Raw genomic sequence first — 17,622 nt, 5'->3', positions numbered from 1 at the left:
TCCGGGGAATTTTGGTTTTCCCGGGGGTTACCATGACCGCAAAACCTGATTCTGCCACCCTGATCTTCGACCTGCTCAAGAAAAATCCCCGGGGCCTCAACATTCTCCAGATTGCGGAAAAGACCGGGATCAACCGCATGTCCGCAGGCCGGCACCTGGACGTGATGGCCGCACAGGGCCTTATCGATATCCAGATGGTCGGAAACGCCAAGGTGTATTTCCTCTCAAAGCGGATCCCAGTCACCACGTACATGGAATACACCTCAAAACACTACTGCATCACGGACAGCAGCCTCAACGTTGTCCAGCTCAACAAGTGGATCCCGGATACGGTCGGGATGGCCGAAGAGGATTTTATCGGCCGCTTCCTTCCCGAGACCCTCGAAGGAGTGGTAGTCAACGTGGACGAGTGCAGGGTGGCGATGGAAAGAGCCCTTGCCGGCGAGGCAGGCACCGTCATTGTGGAAGAGGACTTCCGGGGGACGCACAAGTTTTTCGAGATCCTGCACATGCCGGTCCAGTTCCCGGACGGCTCGCTCGGCATGATGGCAGTAAGCCAGGATATCACGGACAAGAAGAAACTCGAAATTGCGCTGCGGGAGGAGGAAAAGTTTTACCGGGATCTTGTGGAGCATATCCCGGATACCGTCTTTTCTGCCGATGCCGAAGGGAGGATCACCTATATCAGCCCCCGGATCGCGGAGTACGGACGTGCACCGGACGAACTCTCCGGCAAGCCGTTTTTTGACATTGTCGTACCCGAAGACCAAAAAGCCGTCCTGACCGGGTTTGCCGCCACCCTCAAAAAAGGGACGGCGACAGGAATCCGGTTCCGGATAGCGGACAAAAAGGGTCGGGTGGCGTGGATCGAAGGGTCCTTCATGGCCCTGACGGATGCAGCGGGTGCCTGTACGGGGATAAACGGCGTGCTCCGCAGTGTCCCGGGGCAGCCCCGATAAGGCCGAATGCAAAATTCCATAAAGAAGTAAGTTATCTGGCTCACGAGGCAAATCGGTACCGCCAGTCCCAAGTGATAATCACTAGTGATTCGCAATTTTTTTAAGAGTCATATTATCCCAGATCCTAAAAGAAGAATCCCTTCGAATGGTTCCTGCCGGGATTACTTTACCATATACTAGGGACCGGTCGTTTGATGGGATTTTTTTTAGAAAGGATCTGTGACAGGCCCGGTGCCGGAAACGTGAGGATATGATATGACGAGAATATTTTCAAACGGTTCGGGACGATCCATCCCTATTCAGGTATTCCTGCTGATCGTGATCATAGCGCTTGCACTGGTGGCGCCGGCCCTGGCCGATCCGGTAGTTACCATAGATAACTCGTCGGCAACGGCAATCGCAGGTAACTTAAGCAAAGTCGATGACGGCGGAACGCTGATCCTCATGCCCGGGGTCTACCGGGAGCACGATCTTACGATCCCACGCAACATCACCATCAGGGCCGACACCGCCAACGGCGGCAGCTCAGCAGACACGATCATTGACGCCCGGGGTTTGGGCAGGATCTTCAACGTAAATACCGGCACCGGTTCCCTTTCTCTCGACAACCTGGCCCTGCAGAACGGTGCGGTGACCGGTGAGAATGGAGGAGCAATCAATGCCTCCGGGGAGGTCTCCATCACCTCATCCACCATCACGAACTGCTCGGCTAATGCCGGTGGCGCTGTCTCCACACTGGGCAATCTCACGGTGACGGCCTCAACAATATCCGGCTGCACCTCGTTAGGGAGCATGGGCGGTGCCATATACACCTATGGGAATACCACGCTCGTGTCATCCAGCATCACGAACTGCGCAGCGCAATATGGCGGTGGTATCTACGTGGCGAACTGGGGAATACTGATCTCGTCAGAGATATCCAACTGCACGGCACAGAGCGGCGGCGCTGTCTCCGCAGGGAGTGGCGGAGTAATCATGGAGTCGTCCGTGATATCCGGCTGCTCGGCACAATACGGCGGAGCGATTGGAACGGATGGCGATGTAACGATGACAGGTTCATCCACCATCACCAACTGTTCGGCATCAAAAACCGGGGGCGCTATTAATGCCGGGGGGGTGGTAACGGTCACCTCTTCATCCATTACCAACTGCTCGACGGAGGGGGACGGCGGTGCTATCCTGGCATACAATTCTGACGCCTCGGTGACCTCGTCCACTATTGCCAACTGCTCATCTAATGATGGCGGCGCTATCAACACAGAGGGCGATCTCACGGTGACAGCCTCAACAATCTCCGGATGCACTTCGGGCGACTTAGGCGGTGCCATATACTCCTATGGCAATACAACGCTCGTGTCATCCAGCATCACGAACTGCTCAGCACAATCTGGCGGTGGTATTTACGCGGCGAACTGGGGAATACTGATCTCGTCAGAGATATCCAACTGCACGGCACAGAGCGGCGGGGCAGTCTCCGCAGGAAGTGGCGGAGTAATCATGGAGTCCTCCGTGATATCCGGCTGCTCGGCACAATATGGCGGAGCGATTGGAACGGATGGCGATGTAACGCTGACCGATACATCCACCATTACCAACTGTTCGGCATCAAAAACCGGGGGTGCTATTAATGCCGGTGGAGTGGTCACGGTAACCTCTTCATCCATCACGAACTGCTCGACGAAGGGGAACGGCGGCGCTATCCTTGCCTACCGCAATTCTGATGTCACTGTAACCTCGTCCACGATTGCCAACTGCTCGGCTGCCTATGGCGGTGCAGTCTTCTATGGCGGCCCACATATGCTTCCCAAGGGTTCATGCACCATCAGCTTTTCCCGGCTGGTAAATGACAGCAGCCAGGGTTATGCGGTCAATGCCACAATTCCCGTCACCGCCACGAAGAACTGGTGGGGCACGAATAGTCCACACTTTTCGACCTTGGTACATGGTCCGGTATCGTATGACCCCTGGCTCGTGATGGACATCTCCGCTGCACCGTCATCAGTCACAACCTCCCGGACCTCTTCAGTCCGGGTAACTATCACCAACACCTCTGCCGGCACTGATACCGCGGCTGGGGGAATTTTCGTCCCGGACGGGATCCCGGTTGCCTGGTCTTTTACCGGCGTTTCCGGTCTTCTCCAGCCAACTTCGGGAAACCTCGTGGCCGGTGCGGGCACCACCACATTTGCACCGTCTTCGGCAGGGAATGCAAACATCTCTGCCACCGTTGACGGCCAGACCGTTTTTGTGCCGGTAACGGTCACCTCTTCTGACAGCACCGATGCCGATACCTCCGGGGACTCCGGCCGGGGCACATCGTTTGCGGTAACTGCACCCGGAACCCCGGCCGGCGGCACGATGACCTTTGCCGTCAATGAGCCGATCAGCGCCGGCAGCACGGACTATACGTATGCGATCACCACGGTGAGCATCGTACCTTCGGGAACGCTTGGCTCAACCGATCTCACCGTCACCGATACCGGTGCGACCTCGCACGCACCGGACGGCCGGACCATCGCCGGGATCGTCGCTATATCACCGGTCGCGGTCAACCCGTCCGCGATCAGCTCGGGCACGATCACGTTCGCGGTTTCCGGTGCATGGATTTCGGCGCACGGTCTTGCCCCGACAGATATCGTTCTGATGCGGTACCATGATGGCACCTGGGCAGAGCTGCCCACGACGTACCATTACACGTCCGGGAATGCGTATTACTTCACGGCGACAACACCGGGTTTCTCGTACTTTGCTATCGCGGCCCGGGCCGGCACAGCCTCCGCCAATGTGACCGTGACAGAACCGGCGGCCGCATCCGTCCCGGTCAGCACAACACAGGCTGTAGTTGTTACCTCACCGGCCCCGGCATCCATGAAGACTGCCTCTGCCGGGACATCCGCCCCGGTCACAACCGCAACCACCGCTGTACCGGCCGGTGCCACCGGTTCGTCCGGCATCCCGGTCCTTACGATAATCCTTGCCGGTATTGGCGGGATTGCAGTGGTGGCAGTCGGTGCGGTCCTCGGCCGGCGCTGGTGGATACGGCGCCAGAACCCGGCGCTCTTTACGAAGTACGATTAATAACGCCTGCATCCCAATTCCCCGTCCGTTCATTTCATCGGACGGGCCGTTTTTTTAGACACCCCGGATCATCCTTGAAATCTTGAGGATCCACGAGGAAAACGCAAGGATAAACCAACGGTTATCTTTCCGCAAAAATTATCGTATATAAGAAAAATTCAACGATTTTTTATCCGTCTATCGATAACTCATATCCAAATACTACCCGGACATTTAACAGGATCTGAAAATCTCTCACCGATTGGGGTCTATTCTGATTTGTTCAATTTATAAGTTCGACATATCCCTTTTCTATCAAATATTTCACACGAGCCATGTATCGAATATAATAATAAGATATATGCAGGATCATACGAGTGATATGCAATGGTATTTACTTTGCAGGCAGTTGACAAATGGGTTGTATCAGCAGTCTTGCTTGTGCTGGTTGTTGCACCATGTACCGCCAGCGGTCCCAGTTCCTTCTCATACACGTTAAGCGGTGTCTACACCCTCAACGGTGCAACCGCAGATGAGACAAACACAACTATTACTTCAGCCACCGATGACGTGTCCGCAGTATACGTCCTCAATAGTGGCGATCTGACCATGATCAACCCGACCATAACAACAAGCGGGGATACTTCTTCAAACGATGACAGCAGTTTCTACGGTCTCAATGCTGCTGTCCTTGCAACATCAGGCAGCACGATAAAGATCTCCGGCGGTACCATTACTACGAGTGGCAGTGGTGCCAACGGCGCATTTCCGACCGGTACCGGATCAACCATCATCCTGTCAGATGTTACGATCAAGGCTACCGGACGTGGTGGTCATGGGGTAATGGCCACAAATGGCGGTGTGCTGACCCTCACGGATGTTGATATCACAACAACCGGGGTAAACAGCGCACCCCTGGCAACGGACCGCGGTAGCGGCACATTGACGGCAACGCGGGGAACAGTCCTCTCATCCGGCACGGACTCACCTGGAATATATTCGACAGGAACAATCACGGTCAACGATGCCACCGTAACGGCAACCGGTGCAGAGGCTGCAGTTATCGAGGGCTCCAACGCCATTATCCTCCACAATACTACCCTTGCAGGGGGAGTTACGAAAACGGGGGGTACCATGATCTACCAGAGCATGTCAGGTGATGCTGCTGTTGGACTAGGGACGTTTACGATGACCGATGGTACTTACACGGCTACGGCGGGTCCTGCATTCTTCGTAACGAACACAAATGCCGTTATCAAGCTGACAGATACGAAGGTAACCTCACTATCGGGTGTTCTCATTAATGCCTCCGGGACGAACAACTGGGGCAATTCCGGAAGTAATGGAGGGATCGTTTCTTTCACAGCGGACAACGAGGATCTGGCGGGTAACCTGATCACAGACAATATCAGTTCAATTGCCGCCACACTAAAGAACAGCTCATCATTGACCGGTTCCATCAACTCGGCCGCATTGATCCTTGACTCATCCAGTTCGTGGCAGGTGACTGGAGATTCGGTACTGACAACCCTCTCGGATTCCACAGGGATATCGGGCACCACCATCACCAACATCTATGGTAACAGCCATACGGTCACGTATGATTCAAGTCTTGATGCAAACAGTGCGTTGGGTGGGAAAACCTATACGCTTGCCAATGGGGGAACGTTAACTCCAGCATCTGCATCTACAGTAATACCGGTTGCCGATTTCACGGGTACTCCTACATCCGGCACAGCACCCCTGATGGTTCAGTTTACGGATACCTCAACCGGTTCTCCCACCTCATGGATCTGGACATTTGGCGATGGGTCGCTCACAAATGCCACCCAACAGAACCCGATGCATACCTATACATCGGTCGGTACCTATTCAGTTTCCCTGACCGCAACGAATGCATATGGCAGCAATACCACAACAAAGAGCGGATATATCACGGCATATTCGGGCAGTGGGATATCTGCAAGCGAGATTGGTATCTTCCGGGACACCACCGGCTCCTGGTATCTGGACTACAACAACGATGGAACGGTCGATAAAGCGGTGAAGTTCGGGAAGAGCGGGGACATCCCTGTGGTCGGTGACTTCAACGCTGACGGAATATCAGATATCGGCGTGTTCCGCCCCTCGGCCTGCTCCTGGTATCTTGATTACAACTCTGACGGGACTGCCGACAAAACGGTGAAGTTCGGCACAAATGGCGACACGCCGGTAGTCGGGGACTGGAACAATTCCGGTATCACCGGTATCGGTGTCTTCCGGAACACCACCGGCTCCTGGTATCTGGACTACAACAACGATGGAACGGTCGATAAAGCGGTAAAGTTCGGGAAGAGCGGGGACATCCCTGTGGTCGGTGACTTCAACGCTGACGGAATATCAGATATCGGCATGTTCCGCCCCTCGACCGGCTCCTGGTATCTTGATTACAACTTTGACGGGACTGCCGACAAAACGGTGAAGTTCGGCATGAATGGCGATACTCCGAAAGTGGGTCACTGGGTGTAATTTCGGCCCGGCATACTTACTTTTTTGCCATCGGATATCACCAGAGGGTTGTGATAAATTAAAGGTTAATATGAGGTATATGGCAGTTACAGCGCGAGGCGTACTTCCTTTGCGGCTTCTGCCATGTTCTTGAGTTTCCAGAATGCCGCTTCGCGGGATCTCATCCGCATGCCGCAGTCGGGATCCACGAGCATCGTTTTGGCACCGAAGATCTCGACGCCTTTCTCGATCCGCTTTTTGAGTTCCGGGACCGTCTCCACGGTTTCCGAACTGGAATCGACACAGCCGAACCCGATCATCCGCCCGGCAAGATCCCGCGATCCGAAAAGGTCGAGGTTTGCCGGGTTTTTCGAGAACTCAAAGTCCAGCACGTTCACGTTAATTTTTAAGATGTCGTCAATCACATTTTCGAGATTGCCGCAGACATGCATACAGGTCGGGACTTTGATGGCGCCGGCGATCAGATCGATCGCCTGCTTTCCCACGGCAAGGTCTGCGACCCCGGTCGAGAAGATCGGTTCGTCGATCTGGATAAGCGTGACGCCGGCGGCCTCAAGGTATTTTGCCTCGACCGCGAGAGCCGCTGCAAGATCGAGCGCCAGCTCCTCCTTGTTCCGGTACATCGGCGTGCTGATGTGGAGGCCGTGGGCGAGCGTGGACGGGCCGGTGATGATGCCCTTGACGTACGGGGATTTTGACCGGGCGTATTTTGTGTCGCTCGCGGTGATCGCTCCGGATGCCGGCTGGATTTTCCCGACAACATCCTGTCCCTTGATGCCGGGCAATTTGCCGGAGAACACATTGATCATATCGCCCCGGACCTGCCCGTCCGAGATGATGTCGATGCCAGCGTTAACCTGGTCGGCAACCGCGGTCTCGACCGCTGATTTTAACGGGTCAAAAAGGGTTTTGAGGCCGGATCCTTTGACCACGGGGTAACTGCCCACAACCGTTGTCGCTAATACCTTGTTGATGAAATACGCCTTCATGGGACAAGCCGGTGCATGTCACGCGGGAAGAGGACTGCTTCGCGGACGTTCTGGAGCCCGAGCATCGTCATGATCAGCCGCTCTGCGCCAAGACCCCATCCTGCGTGGGGAGGCATCCCGTACCGGAACGGGCGCAGGTAGAACTCGAAGCTGTCGGGCGACAGGCCTTTTTTCTTGATCTGCTGTACAAGGAGGTCGTACTGGTGGATACGCTGGGCGCCGCTCGAGAGTTCCATCCTCGGGTGCATGAGGTCGAACGCCTTGCAGATCGAGGGATCGTCCTCGTACGGCATCGCGTAGCAGGGCCGGATCTCGGTCGGCCAGTCGGTGATGAAGTAGTGGGCACCCATTTCGTCGCCGATTGCGTGCTCGGCCCCGGCGGATATATCGTCGCCGTACTTGATCGGCTCGCTGCTCTTCTTCTTCGCGATCTCGATCGCCTCGCAGTACGGCAGCCGGGTAAACGGTGCCTTTGGCACGGCAAAGTCGTTAAGTTCGAGGTTTGCCAGCTGGTCGCCGCAGCTCCGGTTCACGTACTCGTAGGTCTTGACGATCAGGTCTTCGAGGATCTTCATCACGTCATTGTGGTCCGCGTACGAGACCTCGATATCGATACTGGTCGCCTCGTTCAGGTGCTTGGTGGTGTTGTGCTCCTCGGCCCGGAAGATCGGCCCGATCTCGACGACCTTCTCGAATCCGCCTGCCATCATCATCTGCTTGTAGAGCTGCGGGCTCTGGTTGAGGAATGCCTCCTTGTCGAAGTACGCGATGGGGAAGAGTTCGGTCCCGCCTTCGGTTGCGGCGGCGACAATCTTCGGGGTGGTGATGCTGATGAAATCTTCCTTGTGGAAGAAGTTGTTCACCGCGTGCAGTGCGGCGCTCCGGATCTGGAAGACCGCGGCGACACGGGGCCGGCGGACATCGAGGAACCGGGCGTCGAGCCGGGTATCGAGTTCAGCCCCGACTTTTTCCGAGACATCAAGGGGCAGCGGGGTTTCCGCGAGGCTGATGATCTCGAAGGTGTCGGGCACGAGTTCCCTGCCGCCCGGCGCCTTTTCCACAGCCTTTACCGTGCCGATGACCCGGACCACGGATTCACGCGAGACTTTCTTTGCCGCGGCAAGCACGGCTTCCGATACTTTCTTTTTCGGGATGGTCACCTGGAGGATACCGGTCCGGTCGCGGATCAAAAAGAACGCGAGTCCCCCGAGGTCTCTTTCCTCGTGGACCCATCCGCAGATTTCCGCATGGCCGGTCTCCGGCGTGACTGATTGTATGGGTATGCGCATCAAAATCGTAGTACAATGGGACGGGGGGGATAATGGATTTTATGGGCGCGAACCGGGTCGCCCGTGTCAATTCAGAAGGTTTATCCGATTTCCTGTGCGAGGAACATAATCACCTAGGATAAAGACCCCACACTCCCCAGCGGGACACGCGTGGCGGGCCGGGCGATGATAGCAGATGCTGCTCAACGAATATGAAAAGCCGACAAAAACCCATCGCACGATCTTCTGCCTGGCTTGGGCAGGCTGGGTTTTTGATTTCTATGACCTGCTGCTCTTCTCGTTCCTCTTGATCCCGATCGGCGCCGAGTTCCATCTTTCCAGTGTCTCGCTCGCGCTCGTGATGGGGGCATCGCTCCTTGCCACGGCCATAGGTGGCATTATCTTTGGTGCTCTTTCGGACCGGTTCGGGAGAAAGAGCGTGCTCCAGTGGACGATCCTCGTCTACAGTCTCGGGACGTTTGCCACGCTGTTTTCCACGTCCCTCATCTGGCTGCTTGCCTGCCGGATCGTGACCGGCCTCGGGGTCGGCGGGGAGTGGGCGGCCGGCCAGACCTACATTGCCGAGACCTTCCCGGCAAAGGACCGGGGCCGGTACGGATCGCTCCTGCAGACCGGGGCACCGGTCGGGATGATCCTTGCGGCCCTCTGCGGCGGCCTGCTCTCGCCAATCATCGGCTGGCGGGCGTGCTTTGCCCTCTCGGTTCTCCCGGCCCTGATCGTGATTGCGATCCGCCGGTACCTGCCCGAGTCCGATGTCTGGGAAGAGGCCCGCGCTGCCGGGCTGGGCACGCAGGCATCCCGGCCCGGCATCCGGGATCTCTTCTCGCGGAACTACCGGAAGATCTTTTGCCTTGCCCTCGTCCTCTCAATCTTCGGGATGTCTGCCTACTGGTTCGCGTACTCGTGGCTCCCGGGATATCTTGTCCAGCAGCGCAACTTCTCGCTTGCGGCATCAGCTGTCTGGGTGATCATCGTGCAGGCCGGGGCATTTGCGGGGTACCTCAGTTTTGGGATCGTGGCCGACCGTGCGGGACGCCGCCCGGCGTTTACGATCTACGGGATCATCATGGCGACCGGGCTTGCGCTCGTGACGCTCGGCTGGGACCTGATCGCTTCGTCTCTTGCGCTCGTCCTCCTCTCCATGCTCGCGGTCGGATTCGGGACCGGGTTCTTCGGGGGCTTTGGCCCGCTGTACGCGGAGCTCTTCCCGACCCCGGTGAGGAACCTTGCGATGGGCTCGGCGTTCAACATCGCCCGGGGTGTCCAGTTCTTTACACCGGTCATCATCACGCTGATAGGTGCAGCCTTCGGCCTTGCGGCCGGGATCTCGGTTGCCGCAATCTTTGCCCTGCTCGTCGCCCTCTGGATCTGGACATTTCCCGAGACAAAGGGCCGGACGATCCGGGACGTGGACTCACAGGTATCTCCGGATTAAAACGATCTGCCCGATCCGACCCTACATGTTTATCGCCAATTCCGGAGCACGTGATAGTATGACGGATCATCCACCCCATGCGGCCGCCAGCGATGATGGCGGTCAGAAATCCAGAAAGCTCCTGATCGGCGTCATTGCCGGCATTATCATTGTGATCGTCGCTGCCGTGTTCCTCACGCTTAACGTCACGGTCACAACCGGCGTTTCCGGGGACAGCCTCCCGTACGTGACCCACTATAACGTGGCGCTCCCGGACGGGGAAGCGGTGACGATTGGGAGCAGCCGGATCGCGGTGATGGCGTACAACGATTCGGTCACGACCGATGTCGATGGCAACCGCGAGCAGCTGGTCGTGGGCCAGACCCGGATCATCAGCCCCCGGCACGCGAAGATCACCACGCTCGGCATCCCGCTCTATAATGCCGATTTCCAGTTCACCCTTCAGTACCTGGGCTCGACCGGGACGAAAGACAACTTTGACCTGACCGTGAAGACCTCGCAGCAGATCCCGACGTTTTTGCTCGACCGGCTGATGCCGGCTTCGGTGAATGCGAAGCTGGCGTAAATGGCGACAGGAAATATTTTCGGGACTTGTGCAAATACATCCTCTTTTTTTTTAGCCGCCCGCACCGCTTAAAAAAAGTTGTGGGGGGCAGGGGCCCCACCCCCCTCCCCATTTATTTTTCCGGAAGGGGTCACCCCCCCTCCCATCTGCCGGGCCAACAGGGGGTACCCCCTCCCCTCCTTTTGCCCGGTCCGGTACACAAACCACACCTCCAAAATACCGTGGACAAAAATATTCCGTCGGACGCTCTACGCGAAGTCCCGGGTATTTCTCATGCAAAAGTCGCGAGCATCCCACGGATGGATGGAGGGGGTGATCCCCCTCCCCCCCCTCATATATTTTTTTGGGAAGGGATCACCCCCCTCCCCTTTTGCCGGTCCGGGTGGGGGTACCCTCCCCCCACCTGCAAGGAGTTCCGCCACACCCGCGACAGATCAATGCTACTATTAATACGAAAAATCACTGCAAAAATAATTCCCTGCCCGCCATGCCTCTAAAGTGGCCCTGATGCGGGGAGCCCTCATTACTCTGTTTTTTTAGCGGCATTCATGGTCCTGATGTGAGTGTCCGGGGGCTCTCTTAAAACAGCGTCTTCTGGGAATGGTTCAGCTTGATGTGCTGAAGTGCGGCGGGAGTCGTCTCCCGGCCCTGCGGGGTACGCTTCACGAACCCGATCTGGATGAGGTAGGGCTCATAGACTTCCTCGATCGTCCGGACTTCCTCCCCGACCGAGATTGCAATCGTCTTGACCCCGACCGGGCCGCCGGAAAAATCATCTGCGATCACCGAGATGATGCGCCGGTCGATATCGTCAAGCCCGAACTCGTCGATCTGGAGCAGTTCTAATCCGCCTCTCGCAATATCCGCAGTGATCGTCCCGTCGCCTTTTATCACGGCAAAATCCCGCACCCTTCGCAGGAGCCGGTTCCCGATCATCGGTGTCCCCCGGGTTATTCCACGTTCTCCCTGAATTTCTCTCTTTTAGATCACTATTTTACGCGAGGTTTGTACGGACATTAATTTCCCGGTCAGGTCGGCCGGTTTTCCTCCGGGAGGACACGCCATGCCTCCGGCGGGACAAAAATCTCAAACCTTGCCCCGCTGCCCGGCCTACCGGTCTCCGTTATGGTAAAGCCGGTGATCGACACTATTTCCCGGGACAGAAAGAGGCCAAGGCCGGTGTGTGTCCCAAACCCCCGGGTAAACAGCCGGGGCTTGTCTTCGTTCCGTATCCCTACACCGTCATCCTCACAAACGATCCGGAATCCTTCCCCACAAACCCCGCCGGTAAACGTGATGCGGGAGATCGTCTTGCCATAATTAATGGCGTTACTGATAAGGTTGGAAAATACTTTTCCCAACATCGGGTCGGCAAAGACGTCTATTGCCGGCACCTCGTTTCGTATCGCGATCTTCCCGGGAACTGCCTGCGCGACTGCCCGTGCAATGACTGCCGGCAGATTCTGCCACTGTGCCGCTTCCGCCCCAAGGTTCTGGTATTCCCGGGTAAACTCGATCTGTTCCCGGATCTTTGCGATGATCTCGCGCTCTTTTGCGTAGAATTCTTCCGTCTCCTGCGTCGATGTCGCCGTGGAACCAAGCTCGATATAGCAGTCCAGGGCCGTGATATGGTTGAGGATGTCATGCCGCGTGATATTTGTCATCAGCGCGAGTTTCCTGCTGGCGTCGGCAAAGGCAGACTCGGCCTGTTTTCTCCGGGTGATGTCCCGCAGCATGATCAGGGAGTACCATGTTCGCCCGGGGATCCCGGGATCAAACGGGGTACAGGCAGCCTCGTAGTACTGCGGCCGGCCGGATATCCCGAGGGAAATCTCCCGGATGAGGGGCCGGTCATTTGTTTCCCGGGCAAACGGGAACCGTATCTCCGGTGGCATCACCCCGTTAACCGGTTGGGCGATCAGCCGGCCCGGGACGGATCCGAGGATGCGCTCCGCTGCCGGGTTCAGATCGATGATGTCCCCCCGGTCGTCCACCACGATGACGCCGTCGGCGATGGTGTGGAAGACCCGGGAATACGCCACCGGCATGAGCGACAGGAGCTGGTACCTGGTGATCCCGTATGCGGCGATCAGAGCGGAGAGCGAGAAGAGCAGGGGCGCGAGATCCACGTGGGGAAACGGCCCCCATCCGGCCACATACACGATGTTTGCTACAAAGGGAATCGTACAGGCCACAAGAAGAATTGCCATCTGGTAACGGTAGATGGCATATGTGGCCGAGATGCGCGAAACGACCAGGACAAGGCCGAGCACCGATAGTGCATACGAATACCCGATAAAGATCCAGAAGAGCGGCCCGTGCAGGTAAACCCCGACAAACATCCCCTGTTCAAGGACAGAGACGATACTGGTATAATAGAGATGATGCAGGGGATTTGTCAGGACAACGGCAATTGTCACGACCGGGACCAAAAAAAACAGGGAGATCGTTTTTCTGGAGAGGTACCGGGAATTTCCGGTGTAATAGAGGACAATTAGAAACCATGCCACCGGGACGGTGACCATCCCCGGGTACTCCACACAGACAAAAAGGAATTTTGCGGCTGATGAGACGCTTAAAAATTCCCCGGCGTCACCCAGGTTCCAGAGCGTGGCGGCGGCAAAAAGAAGGGTGAAGTACGGGGCGACGGGGGATTTCCAGCGACGCCAGCTGATGATGGCAAAGGTCGCGGTCGCTGCGGCAGACAGCAGGAACAGGAGAATAACCGGAGAAAACTGAAGTTCCACAATCCACCAGACAACGTTGTTCCTGAATTGGTCTTATTATGATTATTATCACGTATTTTCTGGGACTTAAGGATTTTCAATCCAGAAGTGCCGGGAGAAGAAGGAAAATCCGGATATGATACAAAACGGGATATCGCCTTCTTTTTAAAACAGCGTCTTCTGGGAATGATTCAGCTTGATGTGCTGTAGTGCGGCGGGAGTCGTCTCCCGGCCCTGCGGGGTGCGCTTCACGAACCCGATCTGGATGAGGTAGGGCTCATAGACTTCCTCGATCGTCCGGACTTCTTCGCCGACCGAGATCGCAATCGTCTTGACCCCGACCGGGCCGCCGGAAAAATCATCTGCGATGACCGAGATGATGCGCCGGTCGATATCGTCAAGCCCGAGTTCATCGATCTGGAGCAGTTCTAATCCGCCTCTCGCAATATCCGCAGTGATCGTCCCGTCGCCTTTTACCACGGCAAAATCCCGCACCCTTCGCAGGAGCCGGTTTCCTATCCTCGGTGTGCCCCGGCTCCGGGCAGCGATCTCGGCCGCCCCTTCGGGAGTGATCGGGATCTTAAGGATAGCAGCACTCCGGGTCACGATCCGGACAAGATCCTCCGGGGAGTACAGGTTCAGGCGCACGAGGATCCCGAACCGGTCCCGGAACGGCGAACTCAAAAGCCCCTGCCGGGTCGTCGCCCCGATCAGCGTGAAGTGTTCGAGCGTCAGCTTGATCGAGCGGGCGCTCGGGCCCTCCCCGATCATTACATCGATAAAGAAATCCTCCATCGCTGGGTAGAGGATCTCCTCGACTACCGGGTTCATGCGGTGGATTTCATCGATGAAGAGCACATCTCCCCTCTGGAGTGCGGTCACGATGGCGGCAATGTCCCCCGGTTTTTCAAGCACCGGGCCGGTCGTGGTTCTTATCGCCGCGCCCATCTCGCGTGCGATAATATGCGCGAGGGTCGTCTTCCCAAGGCCCGGCGGCCCGGCAAACAGGATGTGGTCGATAGGCTCACCTCGCTGCCGTGCCGCCGCGATCGCGATCCGGAGCGCATTTTTTGCCGGCTCCTGCCCGACAAATGCATCGAGCGTTGCCGGCCGGAGCGTCACATCCTCCTGCTCGTCGGGCGTGGGTTCCGGGGAGATAATCCGCTCGCTCATCGCCGCTCACCCTCCTTGAGAAGCACGAGCGCCGCCTTGATGAGCGCCTGGATCGTGGGCTCTGTCATTCCCGCCGCCGCTGCCCGCACCGCATCGTACGCCGCCTGCTCGGCAAACCCAAGCGAGACAAGAGCGCTTGCCGCATCCCTGACGATCCTGTCCGGTGTCCCGGCCGGGGCAAGCGCCATTGCGTCCTGCACTTTTTTCATCTTGTCCCGGAGTTCGAGGATCAGCCTCTTTGCACTCTTTGGCCCGATACCCGGAATCCGGGTCAGGCACTTTTCATCCCCGGAAAGGATCGCGAGGACAAAGTCCTCAAGGGAGATCCGGGAGAGGATATTGAGCGCGATCTGCGGGCCGATACCCGTGACCCCGATAAGGATGGTGAAGAGTTCGAGTTCGCTTGTATGCAGGAACCCGTACAGAGTAATCGCGTCCTCGCGCACGGCCATGTACGTGTGGAGTTTCACTTTCCCGGGCGCGTGGGCGATCTCGCGAATCTCCGGCTCCGGCACGTGTACCCGGTAACCGATACCATTGACCTCCAGCACCACCCACCGGTCACCGGTCGTGACCGGTGTTCCATCCAGATACGCAATCATTCTTACTATCTCATGACGTGGATATGACATAAGGCAATCGAAAGGCCGTCCGCAGCGTCATCCGGCGTTGGGATCTCATCAAGGTGGAGGAGCCGTTGTATCATCTGCTGCACCTGCACCTTGTCAGCCCGGCCTGACCCGGTGATCGCCTGTTTGATCTGGTTTGGCGTGTACTCCGTCACCGGGATCTTCCGCTGCTCTGCCGCGAGGAGGACGACGCCCCGCACTTCGCTCACTCCCATCGCGGAGGTGATATTTTTTGAAAAAAAGAGTTTTTCCATCGCAAGAGCGTCCGGGGGATAACGATCGAAGAGGGACTGTAAGCCGGTATAGATCTCAAGCAGGCGCTCTGCCGGCCGGGTCCCGACCGGAGTTTCAATGCACCCGTAGCAGACCGGCGCCGGGGTGCCCCGGTCCAACCGGATCACGCCGTACCCGAGCCGTGCAAGTCCGGGATCAATCCCTGTCACTATCATGAACTGTACCTTCCCCGGCAGTACCTGGTTATCTAGTGTTACGACACCCGCCCATAAAATCCTCTGTCCGCGCGCCTTTCCGGTACTATCTGCTTCATACAACTCTCCGGATTCCCCTTTTCTGGCAAATTGAGGGATAAATACTATTTAGGGCGGCGTATAATATGGGGATAGTGATGATTTATGAAGACTGCTAAACGTCCGACTTACTCGTTCCTCATCCTTGTGATCGGGCTTATCCTTATCAACACGCTGCTGGCATGGCTTTCCCTTAAGATTTCCCAATTTATCAGTCCCTCTCTTTCAGCCAGTGTTTCGATGGTCTATATTGCCGTTGCATTCATGCTGATCTTTACGCTCTGGTTTGGCATGTACGGAGCGATAGCCGCGTATGTCGGCACTTTCATTGGCACGGGTCTTCTCTCCGGGATGCCGGTAACTACTGCGCTCTACTTCTCGCTTTCGGGCCTCTGGCAGGTACTCATCCCCCTTATTGCATTCCGGATATTTGACGTACACGTCGACATGGAGTCCAAGCGCGATCTCTTCCACCTCATCCTCTTTGGCACAATCATTAACAATCTCATTGGAGCGGCGTGGGGTTCGGTGACACTGGCGATCGGGGGGATTAACGTGTGGTCGCAGGTTCCGTCCACGTTCCTGTTATGGTTTATCGGTAATGTGATCGTAACAATCATCATCGTCCCGCTGGTGCTCCGTCATTTCACGCCCCGGGTTGAAAAATCAAAAGTTTTTGTTAAAAATTACTGGTATTAACCGGTTCTCTTTTTTTATTGTTACAGGACACGTGTATTCCTTCACGAGGTTTTTGATTGGTCTCGCTGGAATGGCCGGGTGCCGGGATAAAAAGTCCATATGATAATCCGCATGACGATAGGGACAACAAGGTATGCAAGCATGGAGTATGCGGGAGAACACAGGGCTATTGCAATTCCCGTGCATGCAGCAATAATAAAACTGATCCGATTCAGCGCAGAATCCCGTGCACGATGCGGTTGAACCGATCCGTTCTGGAGAGAGGGGGTGCGGATAATATACTGCCACTGGATAAAGAAAAGGAGACCGAGGATCAGCATATTGACATGGAATATGAGCGCTGCGATCTGGACGTGCGAATAATCCCCGGACAGGTTGGTCGTAAACGGCACCAGTACCACAAAGATCAGGATCAGGATATTGAGCCAGAGTAGAATTTTGTTGACAGAATGGAGGAAATGGAAGTGTTCGTGGTGGACTATCCAGAAACTTGCCAGGACAAAAAACGCGATTACGAAGCTGAGAAATTCCGGGAACATTGTGCCAATATAGTTTGGCAGTTCCGTTGCAGCCTCTGCTTTTGGGATGACAGGTACGGAAAGACTCACGGCAAGCAGGGTCATTGCAAATGCAAACACACCGTCTACCAGTGCCTCAAGCCGGTTTTTTGAGATAAAGTTATTCCCTGAATTTTCCTGTGCTTCCATACTCTTACGTTAAGCGGATTCACGTATTATTTTCTTGTTTTTTGCTTCTGGTATACTCCCATGACTTAAAGATCCGGATAAATGGTATATCACACAATCCGCAAGTAAAATGTCCCCGTGTATTATTACTGCCATGATTACAGTATTGCCGAGGTACAATCGGGCGTGCGACGCAAGCGTCCGCTCATAAAGAGAACTTCTCAAAAAGAAAAAAAATAAACAGGATTAATGTAATCAGAACCGGGGTTTCCGGTGTTTGGGCAGGCAGTCCCTGCAGTAAACCGGCCTACCCTCAGTTGGCTTGAAGGGGACTTCGCACTCTTTTCCGCAGTCTGAACAGACTGTCTTTGTCATTTCTC

Annotated in this window: 15 protein-coding genes; 6 read left to right on the top strand and 9 right to left on the bottom strand. The window is 56.1% G+C overall.

Annotation, left to right across the window (positions count from 1 at the left end; all coding sequences use genetic code 11):
* The first annotated feature begins 32 nt into the window (after nt 1–32).
* The 3 genes from WCX19_RS07945 (at nt 33) to WCX19_RS07935 (ending at nt 6,524) form a co-directional block, all read left to right on the top strand.
* Complete coding sequence (locus WCX19_RS07945; RefSeq protein WP_373006900.1) at nt 33–959, top strand: PAS domain S-box protein; 927 nt, start codon at nt 33–35, stop codon at nt 957–959.
* A 255-nt stretch (nt 960–1,214) separates the two neighbouring features.
* A complete protein-coding gene (locus WCX19_RS07940) occupies nt 1,215–4,037 on the top strand; it encodes a PGF-pre-PGF domain-containing protein (RefSeq protein WP_373006898.1) in 2,823 nt (940 codons plus the stop codon).
* A gap of 366 nt (nt 4,038–4,403) precedes the next feature.
* Nucleotides 4,404–6,524 (top strand): PKD domain-containing protein, encoded by a 2,121-nt coding sequence (locus WCX19_RS07935; protein WP_373006896.1) that lies wholly within the window; start codon nt 4,404–4,406, stop codon nt 6,522–6,524.
* 86 nt (nt 6,525–6,610) lie between these two features.
* Here WCX19_RS07935 and WCX19_RS07930 read toward each other — a convergent pair whose 3' ends face one another.
* Together WCX19_RS07930 and aspS are read right to left on the bottom strand one after the other, a co-directional pair.
* Nucleotides 6,611–7,513, bottom strand: coding sequence for a methionine synthase (locus WCX19_RS07930; protein ID WP_373006894.1), 903 nt, complete (start codon nt 7,511–7,513; stop codon nt 6,611–6,613).
* Nucleotides 7,510–8,802, bottom strand: a complete 1,293-nt coding sequence (gene aspS / locus WCX19_RS07925) for an aspartate--tRNA(Asn) ligase (protein WP_373006892.1) — start codon at nt 8,800–8,802, stop codon at nt 7,510–7,512. The genes WCX19_RS07930 and aspS overlap by 4 nt, the downstream gene beginning before the upstream one ends.
* A 175-nt stretch (nt 8,803–8,977) precedes the next feature.
* On the opposite strand from aspS, the gene WCX19_RS07920 reads away from it, so the two are divergent.
* On the top strand, nt 8,978–10,237 hold the full coding sequence (locus WCX19_RS07920; protein ID WP_373006890.1) for an MFS transporter: 1,260 nt from the start codon (nt 8,978–8,980) through the stop codon (nt 10,235–10,237).
* Nucleotides 10,238–10,295: 58 nt separating this feature from the next.
* The gene (locus tag WCX19_RS07915) at nt 10,296–10,802 is read left to right on the top strand and encodes a hypothetical protein (RefSeq protein WP_373006888.1); all 507 of its coding nucleotides are present in this window, start codon (nt 10,296–10,298) and stop codon (nt 10,800–10,802) included.
* A gap of 579 nt (nt 10,803–11,381) precedes the next feature.
* On the opposite strand, the gene WCX19_RS07910 is transcribed toward WCX19_RS07915, so the two are convergent.
* The 5 genes from WCX19_RS07910 to ruvC all read right to left on the bottom strand — a co-directional run bounded on the left by WCX19_RS07910 (nt 11,382) and on the right by ruvC (nt 15,779).
* Nucleotides 11,382–11,756 carry a Holliday junction DNA helicase RuvB C-terminal domain-containing protein gene (locus WCX19_RS07910; protein WP_373007015.1) on the bottom strand — a complete coding sequence of 125 codons (375 nt, stop codon included), beginning with the start codon at nt 11,754–11,756 and terminating at the stop codon, nt 11,382–11,384.
* 74 nt (nt 11,757–11,830) lie between these two features.
* The gene (locus WCX19_RS07905; RefSeq protein ID WP_373006886.1) at nt 11,831–13,549 is read right to left on the bottom strand and encodes a histidine kinase N-terminal 7TM domain-containing protein; all 1,719 of its coding nucleotides are present in this window, start codon (nt 13,547–13,549) and stop codon (nt 11,831–11,833) included.
* Between the two features lie 144 nt (nt 13,550–13,693).
* Nucleotides 13,694–14,701: a Holliday junction branch migration DNA helicase RuvB gene (gene ruvB / locus WCX19_RS07900; protein WP_373006884.1), complete on the bottom strand. Its 1,008-nt coding sequence runs from the start codon at nt 14,699–14,701 to the stop codon at nt 13,694–13,696.
* On the bottom strand, nt 14,698–15,303 hold the full coding sequence (gene ruvA / locus WCX19_RS07895; RefSeq protein ID WP_373006882.1) for a Holliday junction branch migration protein RuvA: 606 nt from the start codon (nt 15,301–15,303) through the stop codon (nt 14,698–14,700). Before ruvA ends, ruvB begins: the two co-directional genes overlap by 4 nt.
* Nucleotides 15,304–15,308: 5 nt before the next feature.
* Complete coding sequence (gene ruvC, locus WCX19_RS07890) at nt 15,309–15,779, bottom strand: crossover junction endodeoxyribonuclease RuvC (protein ID WP_373006880.1); 471 nt, start codon at nt 15,777–15,779, stop codon at nt 15,309–15,311.
* A gap of 183 nt (nt 15,780–15,962) precedes the next feature.
* Here ruvC and WCX19_RS07885 point away from each other — a divergent pair, with 183 nt between their 5' ends.
* Nucleotides 15,963–16,556 carry a hypothetical protein gene (locus tag WCX19_RS07885; protein ID WP_373006878.1) on the top strand — a complete coding sequence of 198 codons (594 nt, stop codon included), beginning with the start codon at nt 15,963–15,965 and terminating at the stop codon, nt 16,554–16,556.
* Nucleotides 16,557–16,597: 41 nt separating this feature from the next.
* Here WCX19_RS07885 and WCX19_RS07880 read toward each other — a convergent pair whose 3' ends face one another.
* Nucleotides 16,598–17,263: a TMEM175 family protein gene (locus tag WCX19_RS07880; RefSeq protein WP_373006876.1), complete on the bottom strand. Its 666-nt coding sequence runs from the start codon at nt 17,261–17,263 to the stop codon at nt 16,598–16,600.
* A gap of 234 nt (nt 17,264–17,497) precedes the next feature.
* Nucleotides 17,498–17,622 (bottom strand): CxxC-x17-CxxC domain-containing protein (locus WCX19_RS07875; protein WP_373007013.1); only part of this gene is annotated, 125 nt, incomplete at its 5' end.

Source organism: Methanoregula sp. (genome assembly GCF_041663825.1).
Classification (GTDB): domain Archaea; phylum Halobacteriota; class Methanomicrobia; order Methanomicrobiales; family Methanospirillaceae; genus Methanoregula.
The sequence above is the reverse complement of the archived record's forward strand: the minus strand, read 5'-3'. Positions and strand labels throughout refer to the sequence as shown.

What these genes read in the sequence shown, in the direction of transcription:
- WCX19_RS07945 (WP_373006900.1), top strand. Translation starts at nt 33, where the DNA reads ATGACCGCAAAACCTGATTCTGCCACCCTGATCTTCGACCTGCTCAAG.
- WCX19_RS07940 (WP_373006898.1), top strand. Translation starts at nt 1,215, where the DNA reads ATGACGAGAATATTTTCAAACGGTTCGGGACGATCCATCCCTATTCAG.
- WCX19_RS07935 (WP_373006896.1), top strand. Translation starts at nt 4,404, where the DNA reads ATGGTATTTACTTTGCAGGCAGTTGACAAATGGGTTGTATCAGCAGTC.
- WCX19_RS07930 (WP_373006894.1), bottom strand. Translation starts at nt 7,513, where the DNA reads ATGAAGGCGTATTTCATCAACAAGGTATTAGCGACAACGGTTGTGGGC.
- aspS (WP_373006892.1), bottom strand. Translation starts at nt 8,802, where the DNA reads ATGCGCATACCCATACAATCAGTCACGCCGGAGACCGGCCATGCGGAA.
- WCX19_RS07920 (WP_373006890.1), top strand. Translation starts at nt 8,978, where the DNA reads ATGCTGCTCAACGAATATGAAAAGCCGACAAAAACCCATCGCACGATC.
- WCX19_RS07915 (WP_373006888.1), top strand. Translation starts at nt 10,296, where the DNA reads ATGACGGATCATCCACCCCATGCGGCCGCCAGCGATGATGGCGGTCAG.
- ruvB (WP_373006884.1), bottom strand. Translation starts at nt 14,701, where the DNA reads ATGAGCGAGCGGATTATCTCCCCGGAACCCACGCCCGACGAGCAGGAG.
- ruvA (WP_373006882.1), bottom strand. Translation starts at nt 15,303, where the DNA reads ATGATTGCGTATCTGGATGGAACACCGGTCACGACCGGTGACCGGTGG.
- ruvC (WP_373006880.1), bottom strand. Translation starts at nt 15,779, where the DNA reads ATGATAGTGACAGGGATTGATCCCGGACTTGCACGGCTCGGGTACGGC.
- WCX19_RS07885 (WP_373006878.1), top strand. Translation starts at nt 15,963, where the DNA reads ATGAAGACTGCTAAACGTCCGACTTACTCGTTCCTCATCCTTGTGATC.
- WCX19_RS07880 (WP_373006876.1), bottom strand. Translation starts at nt 17,263, where the DNA reads ATGGAAGCACAGGAAAATTCAGGGAATAACTTTATCTCAAAAAACCGG.